At 55.4% G+C, this 24,928-nt stretch carries 38 protein-coding genes; 7 read left to right on the top strand and 31 right to left on the bottom strand.

What is annotated here, in order from left to right:
- Positions 1–257 precede the first annotated feature (257 nt).
- The 3 genes from ACFSR7_RS12585 to ACFSR7_RS12575 are packed head-to-tail and all read right to left on the bottom strand — an operon-like array spanning position 258 to position 4,480.
- Entirely contained in the window at positions 258–2,138 is a 1,881-nt protein-coding gene (locus ACFSR7_RS12585) for a portal protein (RefSeq protein WP_378161989.1), read from the bottom strand.
- 3 nt (positions 2,139–2,141) lie between these two features.
- Positions 2,142–3,842 carry a terminase large subunit gene (locus tag ACFSR7_RS12580; protein ID WP_378161987.1) on the bottom strand — a complete coding sequence of 567 codons (1,701 nt, stop codon included), beginning with the start codon at positions 3,840–3,842 and terminating at the stop codon, positions 2,142–2,144.
- Positions 3,839–4,480, bottom strand: a complete 642-nt coding sequence (locus ACFSR7_RS12575; protein WP_378161986.1) for a hypothetical protein — start codon at positions 4,478–4,480, stop codon at positions 3,839–3,841. The genes ACFSR7_RS12580 and ACFSR7_RS12575 overlap by 4 nt, the downstream gene beginning before the upstream one ends.
- Before the next feature lie 270 nt (positions 4,481–4,750).
- Here ACFSR7_RS12575 and ACFSR7_RS12570 point away from each other — a divergent pair, with 270 nt between their 5' ends.
- Entirely contained in the window at positions 4,751–4,996 is a 246-nt protein-coding gene (locus ACFSR7_RS12570; RefSeq protein WP_378161984.1) for a hypothetical protein, read from the top strand.
- Between the two features lie 205 nt (positions 4,997–5,201).
- Here the strand turns inward: ACFSR7_RS12570 and ACFSR7_RS12565 are convergent, their stop codons facing one another.
- The 27 genes from ACFSR7_RS12565 to ACFSR7_RS12435 form a co-directional block, all read right to left on the bottom strand.
- Positions 5,202–5,747, bottom strand: coding sequence for a sigma-70 family RNA polymerase sigma factor (locus tag ACFSR7_RS12565; RefSeq protein WP_378161983.1), 546 nt, complete (start codon positions 5,745–5,747; stop codon positions 5,202–5,204).
- Between the two features lie 51 nt (positions 5,748–5,798).
- Complete coding sequence (locus ACFSR7_RS12560; RefSeq protein WP_378161981.1) at positions 5,799–6,845, bottom strand: coiled-coil domain-containing protein; 1,047 nt, start codon at positions 6,843–6,845, stop codon at positions 5,799–5,801.
- Positions 6,817–6,987 carry a hypothetical protein gene (locus ACFSR7_RS12555; RefSeq protein WP_378161979.1) on the bottom strand — a complete coding sequence of 57 codons (171 nt, stop codon included), beginning with the start codon at positions 6,985–6,987 and terminating at the stop codon, positions 6,817–6,819. Before ACFSR7_RS12555 ends, ACFSR7_RS12560 begins: the two co-directional genes overlap by 29 nt.
- Before the next feature lie 177 nt (positions 6,988–7,164).
- Complete coding sequence (locus ACFSR7_RS12550; protein WP_378161977.1) at positions 7,165–7,911, bottom strand: hypothetical protein; 747 nt, start codon at positions 7,909–7,911, stop codon at positions 7,165–7,167.
- Entirely contained in the window at positions 7,908–8,282 is a 375-nt protein-coding gene (locus ACFSR7_RS12545; protein WP_378161975.1) for a BC1872 family protein, read from the bottom strand. Before ACFSR7_RS12545 ends, ACFSR7_RS12550 begins: the two co-directional genes overlap by 4 nt.
- 151 nt (positions 8,283–8,433) lie before the next feature.
- Complete coding sequence (locus ACFSR7_RS12540; protein ID WP_378161973.1) at positions 8,434–9,270, bottom strand: hypothetical protein; 837 nt, start codon at positions 9,268–9,270, stop codon at positions 8,434–8,436.
- The gene (locus tag ACFSR7_RS12535) at positions 9,267–9,695 is read right to left on the bottom strand and encodes a hypothetical protein (protein ID WP_378161971.1); all 429 of its coding nucleotides are present in this window, start codon (positions 9,693–9,695) and stop codon (positions 9,267–9,269) included. The genes ACFSR7_RS12540 and ACFSR7_RS12535 overlap by 4 nt, the downstream gene beginning before the upstream one ends.
- 93 nt (positions 9,696–9,788) lie before the next feature.
- Positions 9,789–10,781: a phosphoadenosine phosphosulfate reductase domain-containing protein gene (locus tag ACFSR7_RS12530; protein ID WP_378161969.1), complete on the bottom strand. Its 993-nt coding sequence runs from the start codon at positions 10,779–10,781 to the stop codon at positions 9,789–9,791.
- A 223-nt stretch (positions 10,782–11,004) separates the two neighbouring features.
- Positions 11,005–11,268 (bottom strand): hypothetical protein, encoded by a 264-nt coding sequence (locus ACFSR7_RS12525; protein WP_378161967.1) that lies wholly within the window; start codon positions 11,266–11,268, stop codon positions 11,005–11,007.
- A 14-nt stretch (positions 11,269–11,282) separates the two neighbouring features.
- Positions 11,283–11,666 carry an ASCH domain-containing protein gene (locus ACFSR7_RS12520; RefSeq protein ID WP_378161966.1) on the bottom strand — a complete coding sequence of 128 codons (384 nt, stop codon included), beginning with the start codon at positions 11,664–11,666 and terminating at the stop codon, positions 11,283–11,285.
- A 6-nt stretch (positions 11,667–11,672) separates the two neighbouring features.
- Positions 11,673–11,819 (bottom strand): hypothetical protein, encoded by a 147-nt coding sequence (locus ACFSR7_RS12515; RefSeq protein WP_378161964.1) that lies wholly within the window; start codon positions 11,817–11,819, stop codon positions 11,673–11,675.
- A 5-nt stretch (positions 11,820–11,824) separates the two neighbouring features.
- Positions 11,825–11,992: a hypothetical protein gene (locus tag ACFSR7_RS12510; protein ID WP_378161962.1), complete on the bottom strand. Its 168-nt coding sequence runs from the start codon at positions 11,990–11,992 to the stop codon at positions 11,825–11,827.
- A gap of 3 nt (positions 11,993–11,995) precedes the next feature.
- On the bottom strand, positions 11,996–12,682 hold the full coding sequence (locus tag ACFSR7_RS12505; protein WP_378161960.1) for a hypothetical protein: 687 nt from the start codon (positions 12,680–12,682) through the stop codon (positions 11,996–11,998).
- Between the two features lie 5 nt (positions 12,683–12,687).
- The gene (locus ACFSR7_RS12500; protein ID WP_378161959.1) at positions 12,688–13,179 is read right to left on the bottom strand and encodes a hypothetical protein; all 492 of its coding nucleotides are present in this window, start codon (positions 13,177–13,179) and stop codon (positions 12,688–12,690) included.
- Positions 13,172–13,303, bottom strand: a complete 132-nt coding sequence (locus tag ACFSR7_RS12495) for a hypothetical protein (protein WP_378161957.1) — start codon at positions 13,301–13,303, stop codon at positions 13,172–13,174. Before ACFSR7_RS12495 ends, ACFSR7_RS12500 begins: the two co-directional genes overlap by 8 nt.
- Complete coding sequence (locus tag ACFSR7_RS12490) at positions 13,288–13,434, bottom strand: hypothetical protein (RefSeq protein WP_378161955.1); 147 nt, start codon at positions 13,432–13,434, stop codon at positions 13,288–13,290. The genes ACFSR7_RS12495 and ACFSR7_RS12490 overlap by 16 nt, the downstream gene beginning before the upstream one ends.
- A gap of 149 nt (positions 13,435–13,583) precedes the next feature.
- Positions 13,584–14,936 carry a replicative DNA helicase gene (locus ACFSR7_RS12485; protein ID WP_378161953.1) on the bottom strand — a complete coding sequence of 451 codons (1,353 nt, stop codon included), beginning with the start codon at positions 14,934–14,936 and terminating at the stop codon, positions 13,584–13,586.
- Entirely contained in the window at positions 14,914–15,882 is a 969-nt protein-coding gene (locus ACFSR7_RS12480; protein ID WP_378161951.1) for a replication protein, read from the bottom strand. Before ACFSR7_RS12480 ends, ACFSR7_RS12485 begins: the two co-directional genes overlap by 23 nt.
- A 36-nt stretch (positions 15,883–15,918) precedes the next feature.
- Positions 15,919–16,068 (bottom strand): DUF6906 family protein, encoded by a 150-nt coding sequence (locus tag ACFSR7_RS12475; protein ID WP_378161949.1) that lies wholly within the window; start codon positions 16,066–16,068, stop codon positions 15,919–15,921.
- Positions 16,069–16,080: 12 nt separating this feature from the next.
- The gene (locus ACFSR7_RS12470; RefSeq protein ID WP_378161947.1) at positions 16,081–16,896 is read right to left on the bottom strand and encodes a PD-(D/E)XK nuclease-like domain-containing protein; all 816 of its coding nucleotides are present in this window, start codon (positions 16,894–16,896) and stop codon (positions 16,081–16,083) included.
- Positions 16,847–17,740 carry a hypothetical protein gene (locus ACFSR7_RS12465; RefSeq protein WP_378161945.1) on the bottom strand — a complete coding sequence of 298 codons (894 nt, stop codon included), beginning with the start codon at positions 17,738–17,740 and terminating at the stop codon, positions 16,847–16,849. Before ACFSR7_RS12465 ends, ACFSR7_RS12470 begins: the two co-directional genes overlap by 50 nt.
- Entirely contained in the window at positions 17,721–17,948 is a 228-nt protein-coding gene (locus ACFSR7_RS12460) for a hypothetical protein (protein WP_378161943.1), read from the bottom strand. The genes ACFSR7_RS12465 and ACFSR7_RS12460 overlap by 20 nt, the downstream gene beginning before the upstream one ends.
- A gap of 73 nt (positions 17,949–18,021) precedes the next feature.
- Complete coding sequence (locus tag ACFSR7_RS12455; protein WP_378161941.1) at positions 18,022–18,327, bottom strand: hypothetical protein; 306 nt, start codon at positions 18,325–18,327, stop codon at positions 18,022–18,024.
- An 87-nt stretch (positions 18,328–18,414) separates the two neighbouring features.
- Positions 18,415–18,666 carry a hypothetical protein gene (locus tag ACFSR7_RS12450; protein WP_378161939.1) on the bottom strand — a complete coding sequence of 84 codons (252 nt, stop codon included), beginning with the start codon at positions 18,664–18,666 and terminating at the stop codon, positions 18,415–18,417.
- 156 nt (positions 18,667–18,822) lie between these two features.
- Positions 18,823–19,200 carry a helix-turn-helix domain-containing protein gene (locus ACFSR7_RS12445; protein ID WP_378161937.1) on the bottom strand — a complete coding sequence of 126 codons (378 nt, stop codon included), beginning with the start codon at positions 19,198–19,200 and terminating at the stop codon, positions 18,823–18,825.
- A 149-nt stretch (positions 19,201–19,349) separates the two neighbouring features.
- Positions 19,350–19,490, bottom strand: a complete 141-nt coding sequence (locus tag ACFSR7_RS12440) for a hypothetical protein (RefSeq protein ID WP_378161935.1) — start codon at positions 19,488–19,490, stop codon at positions 19,350–19,352.
- 7 nt (positions 19,491–19,497) lie between these two features.
- Positions 19,498–19,725 carry a helix-turn-helix transcriptional regulator gene (locus tag ACFSR7_RS12435; RefSeq protein ID WP_378161933.1) on the bottom strand — a complete coding sequence of 76 codons (228 nt, stop codon included), beginning with the start codon at positions 19,723–19,725 and terminating at the stop codon, positions 19,498–19,500.
- 166 nt (positions 19,726–19,891) lie between these two features.
- Here ACFSR7_RS12435 and ACFSR7_RS12430 point away from each other — a divergent pair, with 166 nt between their 5' ends.
- Complete coding sequence (locus tag ACFSR7_RS12430) at positions 19,892–20,269, top strand: helix-turn-helix domain-containing protein (RefSeq protein ID WP_378161931.1); 378 nt, start codon at positions 19,892–19,894, stop codon at positions 20,267–20,269.
- A gap of 219 nt (positions 20,270–20,488) precedes the next feature.
- On the top strand, positions 20,489–20,728 hold the full coding sequence (locus ACFSR7_RS12425) for a helix-turn-helix transcriptional regulator (RefSeq protein WP_378161929.1): 240 nt from the start codon (positions 20,489–20,491) through the stop codon (positions 20,726–20,728).
- 138 nt (positions 20,729–20,866) lie between these two features.
- On the opposite strand, the gene ACFSR7_RS12420 is transcribed toward ACFSR7_RS12425, so the two are convergent.
- Positions 20,867–21,181: a LytTR family transcriptional regulator DNA-binding domain-containing protein gene (locus tag ACFSR7_RS12420; protein WP_378161927.1), complete on the bottom strand. Its 315-nt coding sequence runs from the start codon at positions 21,179–21,181 to the stop codon at positions 20,867–20,869.
- A gap of 86 nt (positions 21,182–21,267) precedes the next feature.
- On the opposite strand from ACFSR7_RS12420, the gene ACFSR7_RS12415 reads away from it, so the two are divergent.
- Genes ACFSR7_RS12415 through ACFSR7_RS12400 form a run of 4 tightly spaced genes read left to right on the top strand, consistent with a single transcriptional unit; the run spans position 21,268 to position 24,717 of the window.
- The gene (locus ACFSR7_RS12415; RefSeq protein ID WP_378161925.1) at positions 21,268–22,227 is read left to right on the top strand and encodes a stalk domain-containing protein; all 960 of its coding nucleotides are present in this window, start codon (positions 21,268–21,270) and stop codon (positions 22,225–22,227) included.
- Positions 22,217–22,432: a hypothetical protein gene (locus tag ACFSR7_RS12410; protein WP_378161923.1), complete on the top strand. Its 216-nt coding sequence runs from the start codon at positions 22,217–22,219 to the stop codon at positions 22,430–22,432. The genes ACFSR7_RS12415 and ACFSR7_RS12410 overlap by 11 nt, the downstream gene beginning before the upstream one ends.
- A 14-nt stretch (positions 22,433–22,446) precedes the next feature.
- Entirely contained in the window at positions 22,447–23,262 is an 816-nt protein-coding gene (gene dinD, locus ACFSR7_RS12405; RefSeq protein ID WP_378161921.1) for a DNA damage-inducible protein D, read from the top strand.
- Between the two features lie 36 nt (positions 23,263–23,298).
- Positions 23,299–24,717 (top strand): recombinase family protein, encoded by a 1,419-nt coding sequence (locus tag ACFSR7_RS12400; protein ID WP_378161919.1) that lies wholly within the window; start codon positions 23,299–23,301, stop codon positions 24,715–24,717.
- The last annotated feature ends 211 nt before the right edge of the window (positions 24,718–24,928 follow it).

The raw sequence follows: 24,928 nt of genomic DNA, 5'->3' as shown, positions 1-24,928 counted from the left end.
CATCCGATCGTAGGAGGAGGGGCTTTCCGCAATCCACGCAGCACCAATGCTGATACACTTCAAGCGCGTCCACGCTGACCGGCTGACGCTTGCCGCAGCACAGCAGCAGGTAGCCGTATCCGAGCGACATGTCCGGCGTAAGCGATACGCGAACGGTTACTTGCCTTTTCCCTTGCGCGCCAGCATCGCCGCCTTGATCGCCTCCATCCCCTCCCCTTTCTTGGCCTTGGGCTTTGGGTCTGTCTTCGGCTTCTTCTTCATGCCGCACCTCCCTCAATCAGCTTTTGCAGCATCAGCTCTTGCTCTTGCTCGGAAGCCGCGAAGAACGCCTCCTGCTCTTCGGGAGACAGCTGCGAGATGATCGCCTCAACGTCAACGGCCGGCGCTGCTCCTGGCGTTTGTGGCGCGCCCTGCCCCGGGGCACTAGCGGGCGCGCTCTGCATGGCCGCTATCTGCTGCTGCGCGGCGACCGCCTGTTCGATGGATGCTTTGATGTCGTCGCTGTTCGGCAGGTCGAGCAGATCCACGATTGACAACACGATGCCGACGTTCTCGGGCGTGATCTTCAGGTTCGCCAACTCTTGCGTCGCGGCCAGCGTGAACGCCTTCGACCGTTTGATGCCCTCGCCGACGCTGATCTCGACGTCGACCGTCGGATAGTACTGCTGTCCGTCCGGACCGGCGGTCTTCATGGTCTCGCTGTTGAAGGTGATTGTCGTATCCGGTTCGTTCGGCTTCTTCCCGCGGATCAGGATGATGCGATCGGTATTGTAGAACTCGAGCGCTGTCCAGTCGGTCAGCTGGGCCAGCCGTTTGAAGCCCTGCGTACGGCCGGCCTTCTTCGTGCTCTTCCGCGCTTCGGCCTTCTCGTTGAGCTGAGCGATCCCCGAGCTGGTTGTTACGCGCACCGGCTCCTTGCCTTGTGAGGAATCGTAGTTCCCATTCGCCTCCTGAATCTTTTCGCTAATAAATTGAATCATGCTCAGGATGCCGCCGTTCTGGCTCAGACCGCCCAAACGTCGGATCGCATTGATCTTGTTCTGCTTAACGCGTACTTCCGCACCCGGATGGTTAGGAAAGCCAGCCTCTTCGTCCACCAGCGCGCCTTCCTCGACGACGACGATGTCGTTCGCCATGAACACGTCGTTCAGCAGCGCTGTGATGAACTCGCGGTTGCCGGCGTCCAGCAGGTCCTTGATCGAATCGATCTCGCCCTTGCCCCAGAAACTCTTTCGGACCGGAATCTTGGTGTAGTGGACGAACGGGTACATCTTGTTTCCGCTGTGCCGAGTGTTCACCCAGTACTTCGGAATGTGCTTGACCTCGACGTTATTGATCTGGATCGAGCAGGCGATGTCGCCCTCGTCATCCCGATACCAGTGTTCGAGGACCTGCAGCGTCTCGTCGTCCAGGCTCGGGGTCTGGTTATCGTAAATCTCCGTCTCGTAATGGTTCGAGTCGGTCATGATCTTGTCCACGATCTCCCCAAATTGCCGGCGCGCCTTTCGCCTGTGCAAACGGTACGGAAAATCGAAGTATTCGCAGTCGTCCACGTCGTAAGCGGCCGGATCGGGGAAGATGTTCGCCGGGTCCGGGTTACCGATTACGATATCCCCGACGTATCCCGGCCCCTGAATCGAACCGTCCCACGCAACCTTGAATAAGGCGTTGCCGAGCTCGTTCAAGCTGCGATCGTTGTTGATGTTCAGCTCATCGATATCGTTGTTGTACCAGACGAAGTTGACAACCTGCTCCCGAATCTTGGCCTTGGCGCCGTCCAGGTCGTCGTCACGCCCCTTGAATTGCGGCGTGGGCACGACGTCGTCGATCTGACTCTCGACCTGCACATAAGCGTCAGGCAGCGACGGCGGATGGAAGTTGATGCCGAACTTCTCGGTAAACATCGCAGCCTGCTGCTGGGTATACGGCTTTCCGTTGTAGTAGTTGTTCAGCTGCTTGAAGCGCTGTTGCACCGGCTCCTTCTCGATCTTGGCGAGATCGAAGTCGCGCTGAACCTGCGCCTCGCGCTGCTCTTTCGTTTCCATTCGGAACTCGAGCAGATTGCCCGTGATCTTGCCCTTCACGATCCTGGCTGCCTTGTTGATCGCCCTTCTGATTGGCCCTGCGATTGGACTCACCTCCTACACTGCTTTCTTCTTGCTTACGCCTAGCCGATCGCCGAGCTTCTTCTTCGTCGGCGGCGCCTCTTCGATGATGTACATTCGCTGCTGGTGCCGGATCTCTTGGCAGATCGCATCCGCCAGAATTGTGTCGTCGTGCTTGCCGGCCATCGCCTCTGGCTTCCCGACCTTGTTTCGCACGAACGTGAGCATCTCCGACAGTGTCGTGACGTCGTTGAACGTGTCGATCCGCTCGCGCGCCAGTGTAACGTGCTTGGAGATGATCAGCGGCCGTGTCACCGTGTCCGTGTGGAAGCCGTACGCCTTCCGGATCTGCCCCGTGAACGTGTCGGGAACCTCCCGGGTGTACTGGTTCGGGTACTGGAGTCGGTCGAGCTCCTTCACAGGGTGCAAGTCGAAATTCGTTTCGATGCCGATCAGCGCCTGGTTGTAATACATGCCGAGGCAGTACATTTGCTTCGCGTACAGATCGGTGTCGAGTCGCCAGTGCCAGACAGCCGCCTGGTTCCACGTCACGTTGTTCCGTACCTGCCCGCAGGAAAGGTCGTGCCCGCCTTCCGCGATGTCGCCGCCAATCACGTACGGATGACCACGCTGCGGCTGCTCGTAGATCGTCAGCGGCCCGCGCGGATCCGCTACGAACTTGATGGATTCCGGCACGATCTTTTCGTTCACGTAGTTGAAGACGAACGTGCCGCGGATCGGCTTGGCCGCCTTGTGTCGCTCCTCAAGCGACTGCTTGCGCGGAATGACCACCTTCGCGTTGTAGACTGGCGTACCAGTGTTGAGAAACGCCTCATCGTCGTTGGCCGGATATTCCTGTTTGAACCGGTCCTCGCGGGTGATGCCGTCCTCTTCGGGCATCTCGCTGATCTTCCAGCGGCGCCACTTCACTTGCTCGGCCGTCCAGCCGTACGTCGCGATGCCGGCCAGCTCGTCCTCGTCGAATACCAGCTCCTCGCCCTCCTTCAGCGGCAACTGGTATTCGGGAAGCTGATGCCAGGCGTAGAAATGCGAGCGCCAGTTTGTTCGGCCGTCTTTGCCATCGGTGTACATCTGGTAGTAGTAGTTCCCGACGCCGTTGGCAGTGCTCTCGATGACAATCTCGCCGTCGAACGGGACCGCCTGCAGGAGGCCCGTCATGAGCTCTTCAGGATTCGGCCAGAACGCGACCTCGGAGCAGAGCAGATAGTTGATCGTCTGCCCACGGCCGAAGCTGCTGGAGCCCGCGGTACCGACGTAGATCCGCGAGTTGTTGCCGGCAAAGAAGAACTCCTTCCGGTTGCCGTACTTCGGTTTTCCCTTACCGTTGTTCAGCTGCTCCTTCTTGGCTTCCGGCAACCGCTCGTACATAAGCTGAACCGTCTGAAACAGCTTCTGCGTCGAATCGGCATCGTGGGCAACGATCGCGACGGTGACGTTCTCTTCGTTGATTGCGCACTCGAAGAACCGCGCCAGCGTCAACGTAGAGAACCCGAGCTGCCGGGGCTTCAGTATGACATCGCGCAGCGTCTTCTCCATCCAATACAGCTCTTGGATCGGATTGAACGTCAGAGGCACGACGCGCTTGTCCTTCGTCCGAATGTAGAGGCGCTCCTGAATGTACTCCTTCGGCTTACGCTCCCACTTCGGTGTGTTCTTGACCTTGTGTCGCTCTTTAAGGCGGGCGTGGAACTGCGCAATGGCTGCTGATGGTCTCAACCAACGTCACCGCCTCCAAGTCGGTGTATTTCTTCAACGATCCGCTGTAGCCGCGGATTCATGATAAGGCGCTCGCTCGCCTGCTCGAAGGCTTCAGGCCCGACGACCTGCCGGATCTCTTCGAGCGCGTTTTCGAGATACTCCTGAATCAGATTGAACTCAAACGCCTTCTCGCGCAGCGTCGCCATGAACTGGCCGTTTTGGCGGATTTCCCGGTTAAGGACGGCCATGTTGCCGATGTTGCGTCTAAGCTCCAGCGTGAAGGCGAGCCCCCAGTGGTCCAGCGTTGTCGTGTCCGTCCCTTCGGCGGTGACGAGATCGTGCAGTTGCCGCATGCGCGCTTCGAATGTGTCGGGCAGGTTGGCGATCCACTCGAAGCGATCGGCGAGCGCTGCCGTCGTCCGATATTGCAGCTCAATCAGATCGATGTCGCGCTCGACCAAGCGATGGACGCGTTCAGGGCTGGACCTGACGGCCTTCTCGACCTTCTTCGGCGGTAGCTGCTTAGTGGCAATACTGGCGCTCGCCTTTATCTCAGATGCGGACCCATGTGCTTCAATATAACGGCGTACGGCCATATTGCTGATTGGCTCCCCTGCCTGCTCGCTGCACAGTTCCGCGATCTCCTGCGGATTCATCCCATCCTTTAATGCGGAGGCGACAAGGTCTTGCAGGCCGAGCGCCTCTATCTTCAGCGGCTTTGCAATCGTCGCTCCCTCCTTAACGTTATAGTCTGTAAAGATAACGGTAACGTTATTTTAACGTTATACCTATAGGTGGCATTTGTAAGGGCAAAAATAGCGTTTAAATATTTGTTTGACAGAATAAAACATCGATGCTATATTTGATTTACAGAGTTAAACTTAGCGCAGGCACAATAAGGTGCCGGCTACGAGGAGAAACTTTCAATGGCGAACTTCGGAACGGTAACGGTAGACAGTCAAGAGATCGCACTTTCGGAGCAAGCGGACTTTACGAACCGCCAATTGCTCGACTGGCAAACCGAGGAAGGATATGCGGAGTTCGCTGCTAAAGGTGTGGATGCTGACGGCAACGAGGTGCGCGTCTACTGGCTGCAGAAATCGCGCGATATCGAAGACCTCTCCGATCTCGATTGGAGCGAAGGCGAACGGGTCGAGCGCCTGGGGGAGTAATTCCTCCGCTCGTAGGCGTAACGGAGGCCGCTGAGATCCTCGGATGGTCAAAACAGCAAGTGTCCGTTTACATCAAGCGCGGGAAGTTCCCGCCAGAGATACAACGCCTTTCGAGTGGGCCAATCTGGTTGCGTCGGCAGATCGAATCATACAGGGACGAGAGGTCAAAAAAAGAGCAGTAGCCCACGGGCCGCTGCTCTTTCGTTTATAAGAAATCGAAAATGTCTCCGGTGAACAGCATCTTCTGAATCTTTCCTTGTGCGGACTCAACACGCGATTGAACACTTCCCCTCTTGATCTGAAGAATCTCGGCAACCTCTTCGTATGACAAGCCATCACCGCGCACCATCAGATACGCCTCACGCTCTTTCTCGGTCAGTTTGGCGAACATGTTGTCGATGCGCTGCCTATCGTCGTCCGAGACGCTGGAAGCCTGCACAGCGCCGCCTGCGCTTCGATTACCGATATACGCCTGCATGACCAGCGGATCGACCGGACGCTCGCGCTGATAGGCTGCCCTGCGCTCGATACCGCGGCGGTTCCCCGGCCGCCTGCCAGTCTCTAGCCATTCCGCAGCATACTCGCATTCGCCAACCATTTCCCCAATGGTGCGACGCTCGCCTTTGTCCTGCGTGCGTGCCAGCAATGCCTTCGCCATGCGCCCGGAGCGCCGATAGTTCTCCGCGGTCGCTGGGCCCAGCTGCAGGATCGTAAAGCCGTGTTGCTGAGTGTACAGATGTCCGATCGCCATCGTTTCCCCGCCTCCCTGAATTGGGTAAAGCCCTCCGTAGAGGGCCCCCGATTAATATCCCGTGTTGCTATATTCGAAGCTGCTGCGCGGACGTTGCTCGAGCGCTGCGACTCGCAGTTCCAAGGCGGCTACCTTGGCTTCGAGCGAAGGTCCTTCAGCAGTTGCTCCTTCCGCCTCGTCTCCCACGTGTTCTTCATCCAGTCCGTCGGCGTGCTCGTCGTCCGCTGCCTGATAAAATCGCTCGTCGGTTGCGGCCGGCTCCGTCTCCTCGATGGCGGCAGCTGCCTCGACGTATTCCTCGGGCGCCTGAATCGTAGGAAGACCGGCATTCAGCGGCGGCAGTCCCAGACGCTCGAGCCCGCGGGCGATTACGTTGCTGCGTTCCTGGGCTGCTCTTGCAGCACGCTCCTCTTCCGTTTCCTGCTTGATCGTGCTGGTCAGTTTGAGGCCTCCCCCGAAGCCTGCGCTGGCCTTTTTCTTGTACTGGGCGACTTGGGCCTCGAGCTCGTCGATCTGGCTCTTCAGACCGGCTACCTCAGCCATCGCCTTGTCGCGCTCGGCCCGGGCTTGCTCCGTCTCGGCCTGCGCTTCCTCCATGAACTGCACGGCGTTGTCGCGCTTCTTCTCGGCCTCTACGAGCTGCTCCTGAGCCGTCCGCATGTCGTTGCGGTCTTGCTTGGCCTGAGCCTCCGCAGCCTCCTTGTCTGCCGTCAGTTTGGTGTTGGCGGCCTGCAGGTCAGCTACCTGCCCCGTGAGTGCGGCGCGCTCCTCCGTACAAGCCTGCGAAGCCGTGCGGTGCTCGTCCTGTACTTTGGCGAGCTCGTCGTTGCTCAGCGAGAACGCGTACTCCTTCGTCTGCTGGATGATGGACGTGATCTCGTCGTTCGCACCCGGCCCCCAGATTGCGTCGTAATCGTGAGCAAGCTCAACGGTCGCAACCTCCTCGGCCTGGCGCTGCAGGCGGTCCTGCTCGTCCATTTGCGCCTTAATCTTGGCCTGCTCCTGCTCAATCACCGTCAGGCGGAATTTATCATCAGCACTCAGCGTCGCCTTCTCGGCCTCCAGGCCGTCATATTGCTTTTGCAGATCGTCGTTCATCTTTCGGTATCCCCTCTCCCGTTTTACGGCCTTGCAGCTGCTCGATGCTGATGAACAGCGCGACGGCTCGCCCTTGCTTGTCCTGCATGATCCAGTAATCCCCGTGTTGATCCCAGCGACCGCTTTTGTACTCTTGGCTCATACCACCGCCTCCGATATAATAGAGTTGTCAGTTCGTGATGGAGCCCCCGGTGCTAGCCGGAGGCTTTTTTCTATTTGTTCGCTTTCTTTATGTGGTGATAGTAGCCTGGATATGTCTCCGGTTTGCGCCGGCAGCGTTCGGCCATCCATAGATGATAGCGGCGCCTGAGCCATCTGATCATTCGGCCATCTCCTCCTGTCTCAACGGTGGATCCTTTCTGAAGCGATCCAGCACCTTGTTCGCTTCGTACGCCATCCAGAAGTGACCGTCCTTTTTGTATCCATGAACGCGTCTGAAGTTTTGCAATAGCTCGTCCAGTTTGGATGCCGGCAGGGTGAACATCTCCAGCACCGCGTTCTTGGCGGCCAGCTCGGCCTCCAAGCGGTCTGCCTGTTCCGCTCTCTCCCGGAGCATCAGGATCGTTCCGTAGCCGGGCATTTCCGCCATCTTGGCGATTGTGGCGTCTCTCTCGGCTATCTGGGCGTCCTTGGCGGTTATCTCCGTATCCTTGGCGTTCAGCTTGGCGCGCATTTGATTATGCTCATCGACAACGCGGGCCCAATCGCGACACTTGTCGGCGTACAGACGCTTCAGTTTGACAGCCTCGTCGTTCCACTTGATCGCCTGCTCCTTCGCATACCGCTGTTCGGTGGCGAGTTCTGCTGCCAATCTCTCGAATTCACGCAGGCGCTCGGCCTCTTTCCGCAAGTACGCAGACGTTTTGATTTCTGTGCCGAGCTGATCGCTAGTGTGCTGGTGTAGGCCCTTCAACAGCTCGATCTCGTCCGCCGCCCAACGTAGCATCTTCAATACCTTATTCAGTAGATCGAATGTCCTTTGCTTCCCATTGGAGCGCGCTTGTATGAAAGACAGTCTTGATAATTCGTCGGCGGTCTGCCGTAGCGTATCAGGGGTGTTGGTCATGGATGGGCCTCCAATCGAGCTAATAGCGCTGCTCTGCAAATCGCTTCTGGTGCCGTGGACCCCATCTGTTCTGCTATGACCCTGTCGTTTAGATAATCGCTGATTAAGGCCGTGTAGGTTCCACGTATTGCGGATACCGTGACATGCAAGCGGACTTTCTTGCCGTTAAAATCTTGAATCCCTTGCATCTTCTCTACGATTTCCCACGCTGCCGCAATATCCGTGGAGTATTTGGCGCACCATTCCTTAACCTCGCTGATTGGATGGGAATGACCGGGGAATTTCACGTACTTCGCTACGTGTGCATCCATCTCGCGGCCGGGCTCCATCGCCAATATCTGTTCTGCTGTAATAGGGGTGTTATCGCTCATTTAGAGTCTGCCTCCTCTGCATCCGGGCCTTCCCCGAAGTCTTCTGCACAAGCTTTGGAGTTCGGGACGAGATAAAAGCATTCGTCGCCGGTAACGTCGCATCGGAACCGATTGGTCTCCGGATCAAATGACTTTGCGCTCGAGCATCCCATCATTCCGTCTCTTCCTCCTCTGTGCTGGGCTCTGCGCATTCGGAGCAGAATTTGCGGTGATGCCCGCAGTCAGTGCAAGGCTCAAGCTTGTTGGCTGCTCCCTCGCACCCCATATGATAGGGGGTATGGGTTCCGTCAGCCTCTAGGCGACCTATCTGCGCATGATCTAGAGGTACGCCCTCATTGCAAACGCCGCATAATTGGCCATCCAGCATGAATCGCGTCGAGCTGATACTTGGCCCGCGCTGGTCGTCCTCTGTGCTATTGATGCCGGCGATTCGAATGCCGAGCCGCGTTAATGTATCGCGAGTGCCTTGCCTGTAGGCGTTTCCGTACGTATGCGTGGGGCTCATCGACTTGTAGACCTCCGCGATCTTGTCCGCGCCTTTAGGCTGTATGTCCGTCTGGGAGAGGGCTTGGCGCTTCCGGATCAGCTCGGCGACGCTGACCTTGCAGTCCTCCGGCGTGATGTCGTGATAGGGAATCGTCGGGTGCGCGTTGGCTACGTCCGGGATGTTCGGGAACTGCGCTCCGCAAGTCAGATCCAAGAATAATTCGGTGTTGTGCCGGCCTTCGTGATATGCCTTGACGCGATGCTTGTACTTGTAGACTTCCTCGATGCCGTGGCTCGCCCACATCTGCAGGAGTGCCAATTCGATGTCCGGCCCCTCCCGGTATCCCTGTACCGGGGTAGTGGGTGGGGAATCGAACTTGCCGGACTTGATACGCAGATAAGTTGTCGTCAACGTGTCGAGCACGTGGCTTTCGTAATCCTTATTTTTGAGTTCCGATTCGAGCCATTCAAGCAGGCGCTGCTTGTTTACCGTATCCGTCATGATTGGGGTGCCTCCTCTACCAGTGCTGCTTTGATTTGTTTCTGCCTTTGCAGATAAAACTTCGCGTTTACCCAGAACGTCAGCTTGTTCGGGTCGATCGGAACTTCACAGTGCGGGCATGTCGGCAACATCTCGCCTCGTCGATAGTTCTGCTCCAAGCGTTTGAACAAGATGCTGTGTGGCTTCTGCTTCGCCCAGGAACGGCGCTGTTCGTCCATGGCTACATGCTGCCGATTGATCCGGTCGTAACGCTCAGCGAGGAAATTCATGGCCTCGAACGGCTCTACGGTCATGCCGCAGCCGCAGGTGATTTCTCGGTTGACGTTATCGACCGTGAAGGATCTTTCTTCCGGGTCGCATGTGCATTTACGAGGCTTATGGCGCTCGATCCGTATCACGTCGAGTTGGACTATCTTGGGGTCCATATCCGTATATGCCTCCTTAGGGCTTAGCCCTTTTATGATCTAGACCTGGGTCGGCCTCCGCTAACGCTGGGTAGTGCGGTCGACTCGATGGCGCTACGCGCTGTCCAGCCCTTCCACGAAGCAGCCACAGCCCCCAATATCAAACATGTCGATCTGGTCGTCGTTCTCGACCTCGTAGTGCAGGTCACGGATGTTGTACGGCTCGCCGCCGCGTTTCATGAAGCTGTACCGCTGAATATGCATGTACTCTTTCGATGCGCTGCCGGCTGGGTGAACGTAAAACTTCGGTTTCGGCGCCCGGTCGTAGAAGTAATCTCGATAGGCGTCGTCGAGCTCCTGGAGCATCGGCTCTCGCACGTATTCCGGTATTCGATCCTCTTCTGGAACCTTATCGTTGGTGATGTACCGATAGGCGCTGACGCAGATCATGAGATGGTATTCCTGCTCCATGATTTTCTCGAAGACATCCGGCATCTGCTCTTTCAGCAGCTTGTAATGCCCTTGGCCGGCCTTCACGCAGCGCCCGTTGCAGTTGTTGTGACTAAATCCGTAATCGTAGAGGATTGGCTGCTTGATGTTGTATTTCTTCAGCGGCGCGTCCTTGTAGATATTGTGGTCGATCAGAGGCATCTCGACCGTGAAGGGCTGCCAGTTCTTGCGGATCGGCCCCTCCCGGTGCATCTCGTCGAATCCGATTCCGAAGTACAGCACGGCGTCCTTGGTGAAGTCTTGATCCCGGAGATACTCGGCGTTGCGCCAGCGTTCGATGGCCGGTCGTTTGCCGCGCTTGAGGAAGTCCGCTGCCGTCCTCATCTTCAGGATCTTGGAGCAATCGCCGATCATGGAGTTGAAGACGAGCTTCTTCTCGAACATGAGCTGCACCGGCGTGATTCCCTGGCTGTGAACCAGCAACGGCAGCTTGAGCTTATCGGCGGCCTCGTCCGTGAACCTGTACAGGTCCGGCGACTCCCAGCAGGTGTCCGTAAAGTACAGCAGGATGTTGTCGTCTGGATGGTTTTCCTTCACCCAATCCGCGACCGCCAGCCCTGCCTTTCCACCGCCCCAAAATAAGATCCGGTTGACCATCCTTATCCCCCATTCCCGCGAACATGCGTTTGGTTTATACTTGCTTTGAGGTGTACATAATGACCGAACTCGCTTACCTTTTCTGTGCCGAAAACGAACATACGTCCGATATGGTGAGACGCTTTGAGCGCTTTCTGATCGCCCGTCTTACCCCTGCTGATGTGATGAGGATTGAGGTACAAGCTTTTAGGGATACGCTGGATGTGTTGGCGGTTAGTGGGCCTTAACGCTTAACTCCGTCCATCCGGTTTCCGTAGTAGCCGTTATATTGCCGGATCAATCCGTCCGCCTCCACGTATTGATTGCATCCCAGCGCGTTCTTCCTGATCTTCTTCCCGTACCGTCCGCCCTTCTGGGCTTCGCAAAAGAACAGGTTGCCTTTATTGAATTCAATCGCGACGATGTGCTTGCATTGGGCGCAGGACGTTTTGTTCGTGACGACCGGCAGCTCCGGGAATAGTCCGTAGTCATCGTCAGTCACTTCCATATCTCTATCTCCCTTTATGGATGAGTTGATGGGGTGGGTGCCGTAAGCAAGTCATCCGGCAGCTTAACCCAGATCACCGCGCCTTGCGGATGCTGGTACGGGATCGGCTCGGGCAACATTCGCGCGTTCTGCAGCACCCAGGCCCACGGACGCCGGTATTCGATGTTGCCGGGCGATACGCGGTGCTTCGACGTGATCGCCTGGATTAACCCAGCGGAGTGCGGCCCGTGCAGCGGAATGCAATCGACGATGTCGACCATGCCGAAGATCTTGCCGCTGCCGCTCTTGATGATGGCTGTCGGCCCGCGGTGAGATGTCTCGGTGCCGCGGATCTCCCAGGTTTTATGTCCGGATAGGATGAGCGTCGCCCATTTCGGCTTTATGATGAGGCCTTTCACGTAAGATCACGTACCTTTCGTTGACGGCTTCGGCTTCCTCGTCGGCAGGTTGAATGGCCGCGGTGTCGGCAGCCCTGCCCGGTTGGTCGCCGCCTTTACAGGAGCCGCCCGCAGGCTTTCGAGCTCCGCGGGCGTCAGCTGGTATTTGGTCATTTCGCTCATTGCTCGTCATCACCGACAAAGGCAAACCCCTTGCCGATCCGCTCGATGTCGTCGAAGTCGCCGCGCTTGATGATGAAGATGCGACCGTACAGCGACACTGCCGTTTCTTCCCCGATTTGAAGCTTCAGCAGTTCGTCCTGGTAGAGGAATTTCGGCTGCTCCATCGCTTATGCCGCCCCCAGAATCTTCTTCTTGCAGCGCTTCTTGTAGACGCCGTAGAACTGCTGCAGCTTCGTAGACGAGATGTTCAGGCCCATAACCTTCGGCATTTCGTGCCATTTCAGTCCGTCCGCCTTCTTACGCTCGATCATCTCGGGGAAGTTGAAGGGGATGTCGTCGAATTTCGGGCGCTCCGTCAAGATAAACTGCTCGAGTTCCTTCGGATCGACTTCGCCATCCGGCTCCTCTTCGGTCAGCTCGCCGCTCTCTTCGGCCGGCTCGTCAGCTGCCGCGTCCGAATCGGGATCCGGGTCCTGATTCTCGTCGCCTTCCGGCTCGGGGTCGTGGTTCTGGTCTTCAGCAGCATCGTCCACCACTTCGTAATCCCAGCTGTCTTCCTGGACCAGCACTTCGTCGGCATCGCTCGGCTCGCTGTCTTCGGGCGCCGGCGTCGCGGGCGTGAATCCTTCGACCTCACCGCGGCTGTTGATCGTGGCCACGCTACGGCCGGCCTTGGTGCGTTCGATCTCCATCTCCATCTGCGGATCGTCGAACGTGACGACGAGCTCCTTGTCGATCGAGTTCAGGTACAGTGCCGTAAACTTCCGCGCCTCTGCGTTGGAAAGGGACAGCTTGATAGTCGTCTTGCTTTTGTTGCTGCTTACGGCTTCAAGGGTGGTCGTGAATTGGCTCATTCGGGTCATCTCCTCAGTTTTTTAATGACTTCTGCCTGATACTTGTAGAGCTTGACTGGCCTATATAAAGCCCGGCATATCTGAGCCAGGACGAATGCGTCTCGCACGTTGTCGCTCGGATCGGAGAAGCCCCAGAGCTGGTAAATCGGTAGGATCAGTTCCGGCTTGCCGGCGTTCCCCTTGCATCCGGCGAAGTTTTTAAGCTGCCCGGTGCCGACGACGTGGAACTTGATGCCGCGCCTTCGCATCATCATCCGCAGCCCCCAGCCGATTCCGCCGAGGAGCGCCATCTGGTGGGCCTGAGCGAAGGCGAAGTCCTCGATGCAGACGATGTCGCCCGGCTGTAGCAAATCGGACACGGCGTCGATAAGGCTGATCAAGCGGTCAGGATCCTCGCCCTTCCGAACAACCTCAATCTGCTCCCAGATCTCTCCGTCCTCATCCAGCCGGACAAATCCCGTCAACGTTGACGGGTCGATGCCGACGTAACTAGCCATCTTGGAGCGCCTGGCGCAACTGATCCGCCGCGTAATTCAGGCCCCACGCCTCGGCTTCATCCTGCGCCTCCTCCATCTTGGTATCCAGGTCGTCGATGATGCGCTCGATTACTGCCCGGTCCATTCGCAACGCCTCCAGCCGACGCCGTTCATTGCGTACGAAAGCTCCCGAGCTGCCTCCGCTGCGGCTTGCTTGTTCTTGTAAAGGCGTCCGTATTCCCGGCCATTGATCGTAATTCTGAAATATGCCTTCATGCCCTCAAGCCCCCTTGTACCGTCCAACTACGGCCATGAATTCGGTATATCCCTCGCCCATCTCTTCCAGCGGTAACTCGGGGAAGGCGGCGCGTGCTTGGTCGTCTGTCATGATTTTCCCAGTTCGCATGTAGTGCGCCTTCAGAGCTTCATACAAGTGCCATCTGTTCCGCATGTTCCTGATCCCCTTTCCCTGTAATGCTCTGGTAGTTTTTCTCGTATTTCATCTTCACGACGCCGGTCGGCCCGTTCCGCTGCTTCGCGATGTTGACCTCGAGCACGCCGCGGTCGTCCGTGTCCGGGTTGTAATACTCGTCACGGTAAAGCAGGATGATGCCATCGGCCGCCGCCTCAATCGCTGCGCTGCCGGACAGGTCCGACGTCATCGGCCGTTTGTTCGCGCGCACCTCGACTTCACGCTTGACCTGCGATAGTCCGATGATTGAGCAATCGCAATCTTTCGCGGCGCTTCGGAACTTTTGACAAACCCGGTGCAATGCAGATCCAGCGTTGTCGTTGTGGCCGGCAGGCTCGCTTACCTCCTGCAGGTAGTCGATGATAACGAGGTCCAGACCTTCCTGCCGTTTCAGCCGGCGCATTTCGGAAGTGATGTACTCGGCGGTGACGCCGCGCTCGTCGTCGATGTGGATCTTCGTGATCGCATCCATCTGCACCGATATGTCTCCGAGTTGCGAGTCTGTCAGCTGACCGACTCGGATCGACTGCATCGACACTCTGGCGAGACAAGCCATCATCCGGTTGTAATTCTGCTCCAGCGTCATCTCGAGGCTGAATATGGCGACCTTGTAACCCCTGCGAGAGGCGCGCATCGCAACTTCAAGCGCGAATGCCGACTTGCCCATGCTCGTCCGGGCGCCAACGACGATCAAGTCTGTTCGCTGCCAGCCGAGCGTCATGCGGTCGATCTCTTGCCATCCGGTCATAATGCCGAACGCCCTCGTCCGATCCTCGCGCTTCAGGACGAGCTTCTCGTACCACTGGACCACGTTTTTCACGCCGGTGTTCCGGTGAAACTTCCTCGGCCGAACCTCCAGCGTCAGCCGTTCGAATTCGTCCAGCGTCTCCTCGAACGATCCGCTCGACGGGTCCTCGAAGCGCGGCCGGAACGAATTCATCAGCCTGAGCGCCTTCGCCCGAGAGTAAGCTTCGACCAGGCGCTGCACGTGGTCTGGGAAGTGATGCTCGAAGATTACCGAGCTGTGCAACTGCCGCAAATAGGCGAATCCACCGATCGTGTCCATCTGCCGCTCGTACCGGGTCATGATGTTGACCGGGTCGATCACGATGCCTTCGCGGTAAAGCTCGTCGTACATCCGGAACAGGTTGCGGTGGTACGGGTTGACGAACATGTCCTCTCGCAGGGAGACGACCGCCTCCGTCATCAGCGTTGGGTCCTTCAGGATGCTGCCGACGATGTTCTGTTCGAGCATTAAGGCCGCCGTAAACTGGTCATGCGGGTTAACTTCCTGATGCTGCTCCAAGGGCTCTCGCGTCCTCCTCTCGCATCATCTGCGTGATCGGGTCGTCGTCATCCAGCGGCGGACTTGACTGCGTGTTCTGCTGGCCGTTTGCCGGCTTGTCCTTGTTCGTGCCGCCACGCTTCTTGAAGCCATTCAGCACGCCGTTGATATAAGCGAGCGTCTTCACCTTCGCGCGAACTGCCTCGCGCATCGCTTCAAGCAGCCATTCACCGCCGTAGGTTTCAAACTGGTCTTTCAAGTCGTCCAGTTCCAGTTCGCTCACCCGACCGTCATCCGTGAAGTGCTCTTCGAAGATTTTGTAAATGTGTCCGAAGGAATAATCCGGGTTGCGGCTGCTGCTTGGCTCTGCTTCGTCATACAGCCTAAGTACCTTACTACTGGTACTGGTTTTAATGTCTTTACTTTCTTTAATGTCTTTAGGAGACTGGGAGGCCGCGTCCTGACTGGGCTCGTGGGCTGTGCCTGTTACTGTTTTGGTAACAAACGTGTTACTGTTTTGGTAACAACCTTGTTCCTGTTTTGGTAACTCTACGTTTTCGTCGTCTTCGATTTTTGTTACCGTTTCAGTAACTTTTGTTCCTGATTCAGTAACACTTTGAGCGACGTTTCGGAGAAGGATTTTGTGGTATTTATCCTCGTTAAAGGTCTTCGCGATGCTCACTCGCCAGGAGTCGTAGTCCTTGTTCAAGGTGTAAATCTCGCCGTTGATCTGGAGGACGTTCGCCATCTGGAGGTACTCCAGCTCCTTCTTCACATGCCCGCGGAGGATGCCCACGACCTCGAAATCTGATGGCCGGAGGATGGCTGATTTCTTCCGACAGCCGTAGCTCATTCGAATAACGAGGTCCAGTATATTGCGCTGTCGTTTCGAGAAGTCGGTCTTCATAATGGCTTCGAAAAGTTCGTTCGAGAGCTTCGTAAACTGATCTGGCTGCGGATTCGCCATACCTCGCGGCCTCCTTCCTCGCTAGATTGATAGGGATCAGAGCAGGATGGTCTTCTCCTTGCCCGTCTCCCGATGTTGGATGACGAGCTTTCCGGTTGGATTCTTCATCACCAGCCAGTTGGCCGGCTGCAGCCTCGCAGCCTCAATCGCTTCCTTCTGCCGACGTGTTGGGCGTTGTCCTCGCAATGCTTTCCCTCCTCAGCCGATTAGCTCGGTATAGTGGATTGTTCCGCGCAGACGCTTCGTCTCCCGGCAATACTGGCACTTCTCGCAGCGCAGAGGCTCGGCGGCGCCGTATTTCACCTCGAGGACGCGTTGCAGGTTCGCCTCCAGCACCTCAAGCTCCAAACGCAGGCGATGTTCGTCGAATCGGATAATAGCCTTATCTGGCGTTTCCTCGTTGCTGACAGCCACCATGAGCGGCTCCAGCCATTCATCCCGGCCGGTCGCCAGGCTCTCCACTTCGCAATAGACGGCTATCTGCAGCAGGTAATCGTAAGCTTCCACGAACGATACATAGCCGCCGTAGCGATCGGACCAGACCTTTCCGCGTATGTTCCGCGTCGTCTTAAGGTCGGCCAGTCGGCCGCGCTCCTGGTTGTAAGCGTCGATCTTGATCTTCCACGGGACTCCGAACATCTCAGCCGTCAGGATGACTTCTTTATCTCCATCCAGAACGAACATGCAGAACGGATCATTGCGCAACGTTTGAAGCATCACGTCGGCGTTCTTATAGGCCGCCTTCAACTGGCCTTTCGTTGGACCCTTGGAGGAGACGAGGCCTGGGTTTGCAGCCCAGAACCTCTCCAGCGCTTTCTCGCCTTCAATGCCTGCGTGAACGTATGAGCCAAGGAGCAAGGCGTCGCTAGGCGGCTCTACCCAGCCGTTAAGCCTAGCGACCGCCCGTGCCTCGCATTCCCGGAAATCTTTGAACTGGCTCACGCTCATGTAGGATTTGTTCGCCTCATTCGAGTGGTACGTCTGGTCCGTCAGGACCGGCATCTCCAGGCTCATCACCATCACCATCCAGCCCGCGGAGTATTTCGTCGAATTCGTCTTCTGCCTTGGATTTTCCGGCGTCTTTTGGTGCGGCCGTTCCGAAGTCGAAGAATTCTTCGCGCTTCGCCATGCCGTCCCGGAGCGACTTGCCGATATTCCGCAGCCTGATCAGAGAATTCTCGGTGAACGCGTCGGCTTTGCAACCGATCAGTTTCTCGAGCATGGCCTGCGTGACCTGGTACTCGGACTCGAATGCGACGATCATTGCCTTGATTCGATCCTTGATCGGATCTTTGTTGCCGCCGGCGATCGTCTTACGGCACTCATCAACAGCGGCATCGATTACGTCGCCGGGGATTACGCCGAGTATGCAGGCCCGCATGCGGCGAGATCCATTATTCGCAATCAACTCGTACACGTCCCGGGGGTCCGTCAGCGTCTGCATTCCCTTCTTCGTCGAGCGAACGTGAGGAACGCTGAACGTGATCGACCGACGCGTGTTCGTTTCAAGGTCCCAAGCGTAGGCCTGAACTTCCGACTTGCCTGCTTTGTTTTCGATCTCCATTAGGCCGTAATCGATGTTCCCCCAGCTCTGGGCGACGACTTCCGCGAGCCTGATCGATGGACCATTAACGTTCGTTCCGCCGCGCGGAAACTCATACTCGGCATGCTCGGCCAAGGTCTTTCGCTTGCACGCTTGCATGATTCTGGCATGCGCCGCGTACTCGTCGCGCGGGAATCGCTTGGCCATCACCATAGCAGCTTGAACCTCTTGCGCTTGGCGGCTGACCAGCGCTTCGGTCTGAGCCGTGCGCGCCGGGGCATTGCTTTGAAATTCATTAGACAGCGTGCTGCTCATTCGGCACCTCCAGTGGTGGATAGAATCCGTCGAGAACCGAACCAAGCGTGTCAATGGCGGCAGCCATTTGGTCCGGGTAAAGCTTCAGCCATTTATCCAAGGCGCCGAGATCCCAGCGCCCGCCGGATTTGCATTGGTAGAGAGCATACATGGCGCGCTCCAGTTCCGAGACCTCAGCCGGGCGATCCGGGTTAGTCATCATCAGCATGCGATCGTCTCCCTCTTGATCTGATTGAGCCGCCATGCTAAGATGGCGGCATAAGATGAATTGCGATGACCCGTTACCGCGGGTCATTTTTTTCGTGCTCGATGATCGTTATGAATAGTCCCGGAGCTGTTTTACCGTCTCGGATGGCATCCGCGATCGGCTTCATCTGCATGCCGACTTCAAAGCCTTGCTGCAATGCCTCCATCGCGTGGACCATCGCCTTCTCCTGGCTGCCCGGATCGAGATACAGCGCGATAGTCGAACCGACGGATACGCTTATCAGATCCAACAGCTCGCGCTTGTTCACTTCCGGATCGCGCATCTGCTTTGCGAAGAAATCCGCGACGACCTTACCTGCCTTGCTTTCCTCCACCTTCATCACCTGCCCTTCTGACGCTTGAACGCATCTGTGAGGGGCGGAACGCATTCCGCCGCCCACGGGACGATTTCAAACCTACTCATTCCGTCAACCGTGTGTTAAAATGAGCGTAACGAGACGCTTTAGCTGAGCTCTCAACTGCACTCTCCCTGGCCGGAGGGTGTTTTCCATTTCTCGGGGCTTTTCTGGCTTGTCCAACTCCGCGATGCTGCTTCTGATAAAGTCGATCGATGCGAACCGCTGCTCCTCATCCCCGAACAGGTACGGCGCCCGGATCGCCATGTTGAGCTGGTGTTCCAGTTCCGCCCGGCGTCGCTGCTTCTGCTGCTCTACCGTCATGAGAGGTCCACCCCAATCACCGTGATGCCCGCCTCGTCGTTCGCGCAGGGTTGGCAGTAATCGTGCTTGCCGAACCGGAACTTCGCTTTCGTAAGTCGGCAGCCGCATTCGTAGCAGCTCGCGCCCGTCCATTCCGTTGCCCGGTAACGTTCCGGGTCATATCCGCCCGCGTAGGGCTCTAATCTTGCCTCTAAAACCGCCATGTGCCGGCTCCTTCCGTTTCATCAGATGTACTGCCGCCATGCTCTCCTTCAGGTTCTTCATGACTGACTCGAGCTGCCGCAGCTTCTTCCAGCCGTCGTTCGCGCCAGTGAAGTCCAGGTTCATCAGGTCGATGCCATTCGTCGCCGCGCACCATTCGCGCACCAACGTGTACGAAGGCTCTTTGATGATGCCGGCTTCGACCTTCGCGATGGTCGACCGTGAGACTTGAAACCGCGGCGTGCTCAGCTTTGCAGCGAGCTCCTCTTGAGTGAGCTTGGCGCGTTCTCTACTCGCCTTCAGCATCTCCGCGACGCTCTGCGTCTTGTTCAATCCGTTCACCACCCTCCTGTTCCGATTCAGAGCAAAGGAGGGACTATTTTGTTCACCGCTGCCGTCGTATGATTACTTCAGCAGATCGATCGCCTCGTACTCCCCGCCTTGCCCGCCGCCAACATCCCCCACGCGGCGGGATTTTCCCGTTATCCCGTGATTTTCTGACGAGCCTTGTTCGCCTGAATTTCCCGGCACGCTTGTTCGAGCAGCTCCCGGGGGAAAACGCTCAACGAGATCAGAACCTTCGGCTGCTCTTGCTGCGGTTCCGGTTTCTTGGACTTTGCCATGATGTGGTCACCTCGCTATTGTAGTTTGAGATTCTTGGACTAAGAGGTGACGAAAAAGACTCTCGACAGTCCGACCATATAAATCAGCTACTCTAAACGCATCCTCGAGTGGTGGCTTGGAATATCCTCGTTCCCAGTTGCTAACCGTTGATTTCTGGCATCCTAGCTTCTGAGCTACATCATCTTGGGTCCAACCCTTTTCCTTTCGAGCACTTACAAGTGCCTCATTGATCATCCGTATCCACCTCCTACAGTCCAAGAATCTTGTATTCACACCCTTATAATAAATCCAAGTAAGTTGGATTGTCAAGGGGAATTGTTTGAGTTTTTTGGACTCAATTTTAAGCATTCTTTATTTGATGTACAATGTATTTGAACTTTAACGAGTGGTGGTGTTAAATTTGCTTCCCCAGCGCCTCAAGCAGAGTAGGAAGGCAAAAAAGCTCACACAAGACGCTTTAGCCAAGAAAGTCAGCACAAAAAAGACGAGCATATCCAATTATGAAACTGGATACAGCTCGCCTTCTAATGAAATGTTGAAAGACTTGGCAGATAACCTCGGCGTTACGACAGATTATTTATTAGGGAGGACTGATGATCCGCATCAATCATTATCTGAGGGTACGAAACGATTTGTTGAAGCCGTAGAAATAGATAATGATGAGCAGGCCGTCGCAGCACTGAGTGAGTTTTTGCTCTATAAAGGAGAAAAACTCCCCGACCCGACGATCAGGGAGATTCTGAATTACGCTCGTTATCGGTTGAAAGAGGAAAAATAAGTTCAATGAGATCTTGTTCGCTCCATCCCATTTCATCGAAAACATCTTTTACGTCAACCGTTTCCATAATATGTTCAGCCCCTGGGTTCGTATTGGAAGGAGTTGAATGTAAAAATCAACGATCAAATGATCGGAAAATGGAGTTATGTAACACGAATATACCCATTATATGCGAACACTCGTTCCCAAATCAATCTATTTTAGAGAGGTTAGGGGTTTATGGCTCTCCGAATGGGGAGAAGCCTTTTAAACCTCAGAATAAAGGAAGCCGGTTTGACGCAAGCAGAATTCGCGAATCGGTTGGGTGTTGGGCGTTCATTTGTCTCGATGGTCGCTTCTGGTGAGCGAACGCTCTCCTATGAAAGAGCCATGAATGCAGCCCGCATACTCGGTTGTAAAATGGAAGATTTAAACGAATGGATCGAGGTTCCTTTGTCTGAGCTGAAAGGCGATCAGTAGGGTTGTCCTACTGCTCCCTCCGGAAGCTTGTTCACTCCCAAGTGAACCAGACAATCTCGACAATGTCGTTTTATATACATTACCACATATTTCTGCTTCTACTTGTCGAACTGCGCCGCGAATTTGACCGTTCATACCCTACATTCGGTCAACCTTGAATCTGTTCCTTCGAGATATATGTACCCCGCGCGATGGCGACTCATCGTCGAACAAAACGACATGTTTCTCGCGATCGTACCGAACGATCTTGTTAATTTGGACGAGATAGTTTTTGTTGAGCAGTTCGAAACCGCGGGAGCTGAGCAGCTCGGTGTAGTCCTGGAGGGATGCGAGGGGGCGGTAAGTTTGATCAAGCGTATGGAAACGGATGTCGTTCCTGTCTGCTGAAATGTACATGATGTCGTCGACCTTGATGAAACTCGGCTTCCCATTGTTGTATCCCGGGATGTACATGCGATCACCTCGCGCGTAGGTTGCCCGGAGCCGCAGGAATTATTCAGCAAATCCCTCAGCCGATGAGGAACATTTCGAGGTTGTTCATGAAAAAGAAGATTCTGTTGCTACTCGTCTTATCCATGATTTTTGCAGGAGTCGTAAGCGCAGCGAGCTTGTGGGGGTCATACAAAGGGAATCCAATCATTAAGCTTCAAATAAACGGGTTTGATGCGCAAATATCCGATGTGCCTGTAATAAGTTACAACGACAGGACCATGATCCCTATTTACCTGCTCAAACAGGCAGGTGTTGAATTTACGTATGACGCGAACAAAAAGACGATTAATATATTGAAACCGCTGGACATCGATACTATTGTTTCTGTCTTTGGTTCCAAAGGTCTGAATTATATTAGCTCTGCTAGCTATATGACAGATGGAAAAGGATTCAGCCAGATTTCGTATGACATTAACTTCGATTTTACTGATGAGTCAAATGGTGCGAAGTTCAACGCTCTCTTAAGTACAGGGACTTCTACGGGAGCATACCAGGTTAGGTTTTTCAGCAATAAGAGCAAATACATTTATTTCATAAAGACTCAGAACTACAAAAAATTCATTGCCGGGCAATTGAATGCTGAGCAGTTTGCCAACACCTATGAGCTCGTGAATAACGATACTTACACTGGATCTGGATCAACTGGGGCAAGCACGTCAGCATCGGCGGGCAGCACCAATAATGCGACTATCACATATCCGCTACTATATTCAAACGACGGAAAAAAGTATCTTGGAAAACTCAGTTCGAATACCTATGATACCGAATCTGTATTCAATGAATATGGCGACTACGGAAGCAAGTATTCGCAATCGAGCATTTGGAATGAATACGGAAACTATGGCGGCGACTATGCGAATACCAGTGCTTTCAATAAGTACGCCACCAAGCCGCCTATCATTCTACAGAACGGAAAAGTGATCGGGTACCTCACGACGAACAGCACTTTAACGAATGCAATCTCGCCATATGCTTTGCTCGAATGGTTGAAAAAGAATGGTTACTAAAAATTCAGCCGCCGTCATTAATCATGCCTTCGTCCACTCGATCCCGATCGCAGTCTGGTACGGAGACGAATTCATGGGCTCGGGCCTGGTGAAGCAGCACACGAAGTACACCGTCGTCCTGTCCGATCACCAGCACTACTACAAACATATCTTCACGTTCAAGCTGCTTAAAGCCCAGCCAATTCTCCAGCCGATGGAGACCTGATGGAGTTGATTGGAATGGAGAAAGAAACAAACGTGGTTATATTTGAAGAAGCGAAGTTTTACAACGATGAAGGCGAGGAATTCTGGTCAGCCAGAGACCTAGCCAAAATCCTTGATTACTCCGAATACAGGCACTTTATACCCGTCATTGAACGGGCCCGTATTGCTTGTGAAAATAGCGGTCAGCTGCCTCAGGATCATTTCGAGGACTTCCTCGATATGATCGAAATCGGTAAAGGCGGAAAACGTGCAGCGGAATCCGTTCGCCTTACCCGTTATGCATGCTACCTGATAATTCAGAACGCAGACCCTAACAAAGAAATCGTTGCAATCGGGCAGACGTATTTCGCCGTTCAAACCAGGCGGCAGGAATTGATGAATGAGACGGACGATCAAAAGCGCCTCATGCTGCGGGATGAATTGAAAAAGCACAACTCATATTTGGCGAGCGCGGCGAAAGACGCCGGCGTTGTAACTGGACTGGAATTCGCCATATTCCAAAACCATGGGTATCAGGGGCTCTACGGCGGGCTTGATTCGAAGGATATTCATCGCAAGAAAGGTCTCGGGAAAAGCGCCAAGATTCTCGACCATATGGGCAGCACGGAGCTGGCCGCCAATCTATTCCGCGCCACACAGACCGAAGAAAAGATCCGCAGAGAACGGATCCGCGGCAAGGACAACGCCAACAGTGCTCACTTAGAGGTCGGGAAAAAGGTGCGTAAAGCGATTGAGGATATCGGCGGTACAATGCCAGAGAATCTGCCCGTAGAGGAAGATATCAAAAAGGTAGAGCGCCGGTTTAATAAGCAAATTCGTGATAATAGCTGAGCCCATTCGGGCTCTTTCTTCTAAGGAGGACAAGCCATGCGAGCCGCCATTTACACCCGCGTCAGTACCAGCATGCAGGCGGAAGAAGGATTCAGCCTCGAAGCTCAGCAGGACAACTTGATGCAGACGATTGAGCGTAAGGGGCTGCAGCTCTACCGCATATACTCCGATCCAGGTATCAGCGGCAAGACGTTCAAGCGTCCGGGCGTCCAGGCAATGATTGCGGACATGAAGGCCAAGCGCTTCGACACGCTGCTGATCCACAAACTGGACCGGCTGAGCCGCAGCATGGGCGACATCATTGCCTTCATCGAGCTCGTGAACAAGCTGGACGTGCGCCTGATCATCTCCGCGCAGGGGCAGGACGAGATCGACACGCGCTCGCCACTGGGCAAGGCATTCCTTCAGTTCAATGGAATCTGGGCCGAGCTGTACCTGAACAACCTACGAGAGGAAACGCTGAAGGGCCTCGTGAAGAAGATGAACAAGGGCGGCCGTCACATGTCGCAGGCTCCGCTAGGTTATGATCTGATCGAGACCAGCACGGACGTCTGGGAGATGTTCATCAACGAGGCGGAAGCCGCGCTGGTGCGCGAGGTGTTCGGTCTGTATTTGGACAAGAGATGGGGCGTAACGAAGATCGCGAAGCATATGAATAGCCACTCGACCACAAAGCTCGGCGGCAAGTGGGATAACAAGAACGTCCGGAACATGCTGACGAATCCGACCTACGCCGGCTTTAACCACTTCAAACCCGATCACTGGCCGGAAGAGAACCGCATCATTTCTCCGGGCAGTCACGAGCCGATCATTTCGGAAGAGCAACTGGACACGGTGCGGAACTTTCGCGAGCGCCGATCGAACGGGCACATGTCCAAGCGATCGTTCGACTATCCGTATGGCGGCATTATCAAATGCGCACGGTGCGGCGCCACGTTCGCTGGGAATGGCTCCGTGGTGGCCGGTAAGCAATACCGCGGGTACCGCTGCCTAAATCAATACGCTAAGGGCACGTGCGACGCACAAAGCATATCCGAGCAGAAGCTTAACGCCCTGGTATGGAGTTACATCGGCCTGATGAACGACGCGCCGCAGGAACCCGCCAAGAAGTCGAAGAAGCAAACGGTGGACATCCAGAAAGAGATTGAGACGAGCAACAAGCGGCGTAAGAATTGGATGATGGCCCTCGGCGACGGCAAGCTATCGGGCGAGGATTACGCGCAGCTGATCGACGAAGAGGACAAGCGGATCAAGGCGCTGCAGGCAAACGTTCGTGAGGACTCTCCGGCGACGATGCCCACTGCTGAACTGCAAGCAGCGGTCGCTCAGCTTAAAGTGAACTGGGACTTTATCGAAGTGGAGACGCAGAAGATGCTGGTCCAGTCCATGCTGCGGAAAGTGGTCATCGACAAGGTGGACGACGTGTGGCAGATCAAAGAGCTGTTGACCGTATAAACAAAGAAAATCCCTGCGCAGCCAATGACGGCGAACGCGGGGATTTTCTTTTCGGATTCGGCGCCCACTTAAAAACAGAAGAAACCTTCTGTACTTAAGTGGAGCCGAACTGACACTTCTAAAAACCCTGCAAACTACATATCGCGCAGGGGGCAGTTAACATGGAGACTTTACAGCAGCACATTGAGGGAATCGTCGAGCGGAGCCGTGG

Origin of the sequence: Cohnella sp. GCM10020058 (genome assembly GCF_042683485.1) — a bacterium.
Classification (GTDB): Bacteria; Bacillota; Bacilli; order Paenibacillales; family Paenibacillaceae; genus Cohnella.
This window is presented reverse-complemented; position numbering and strand designations above follow the sequence as displayed.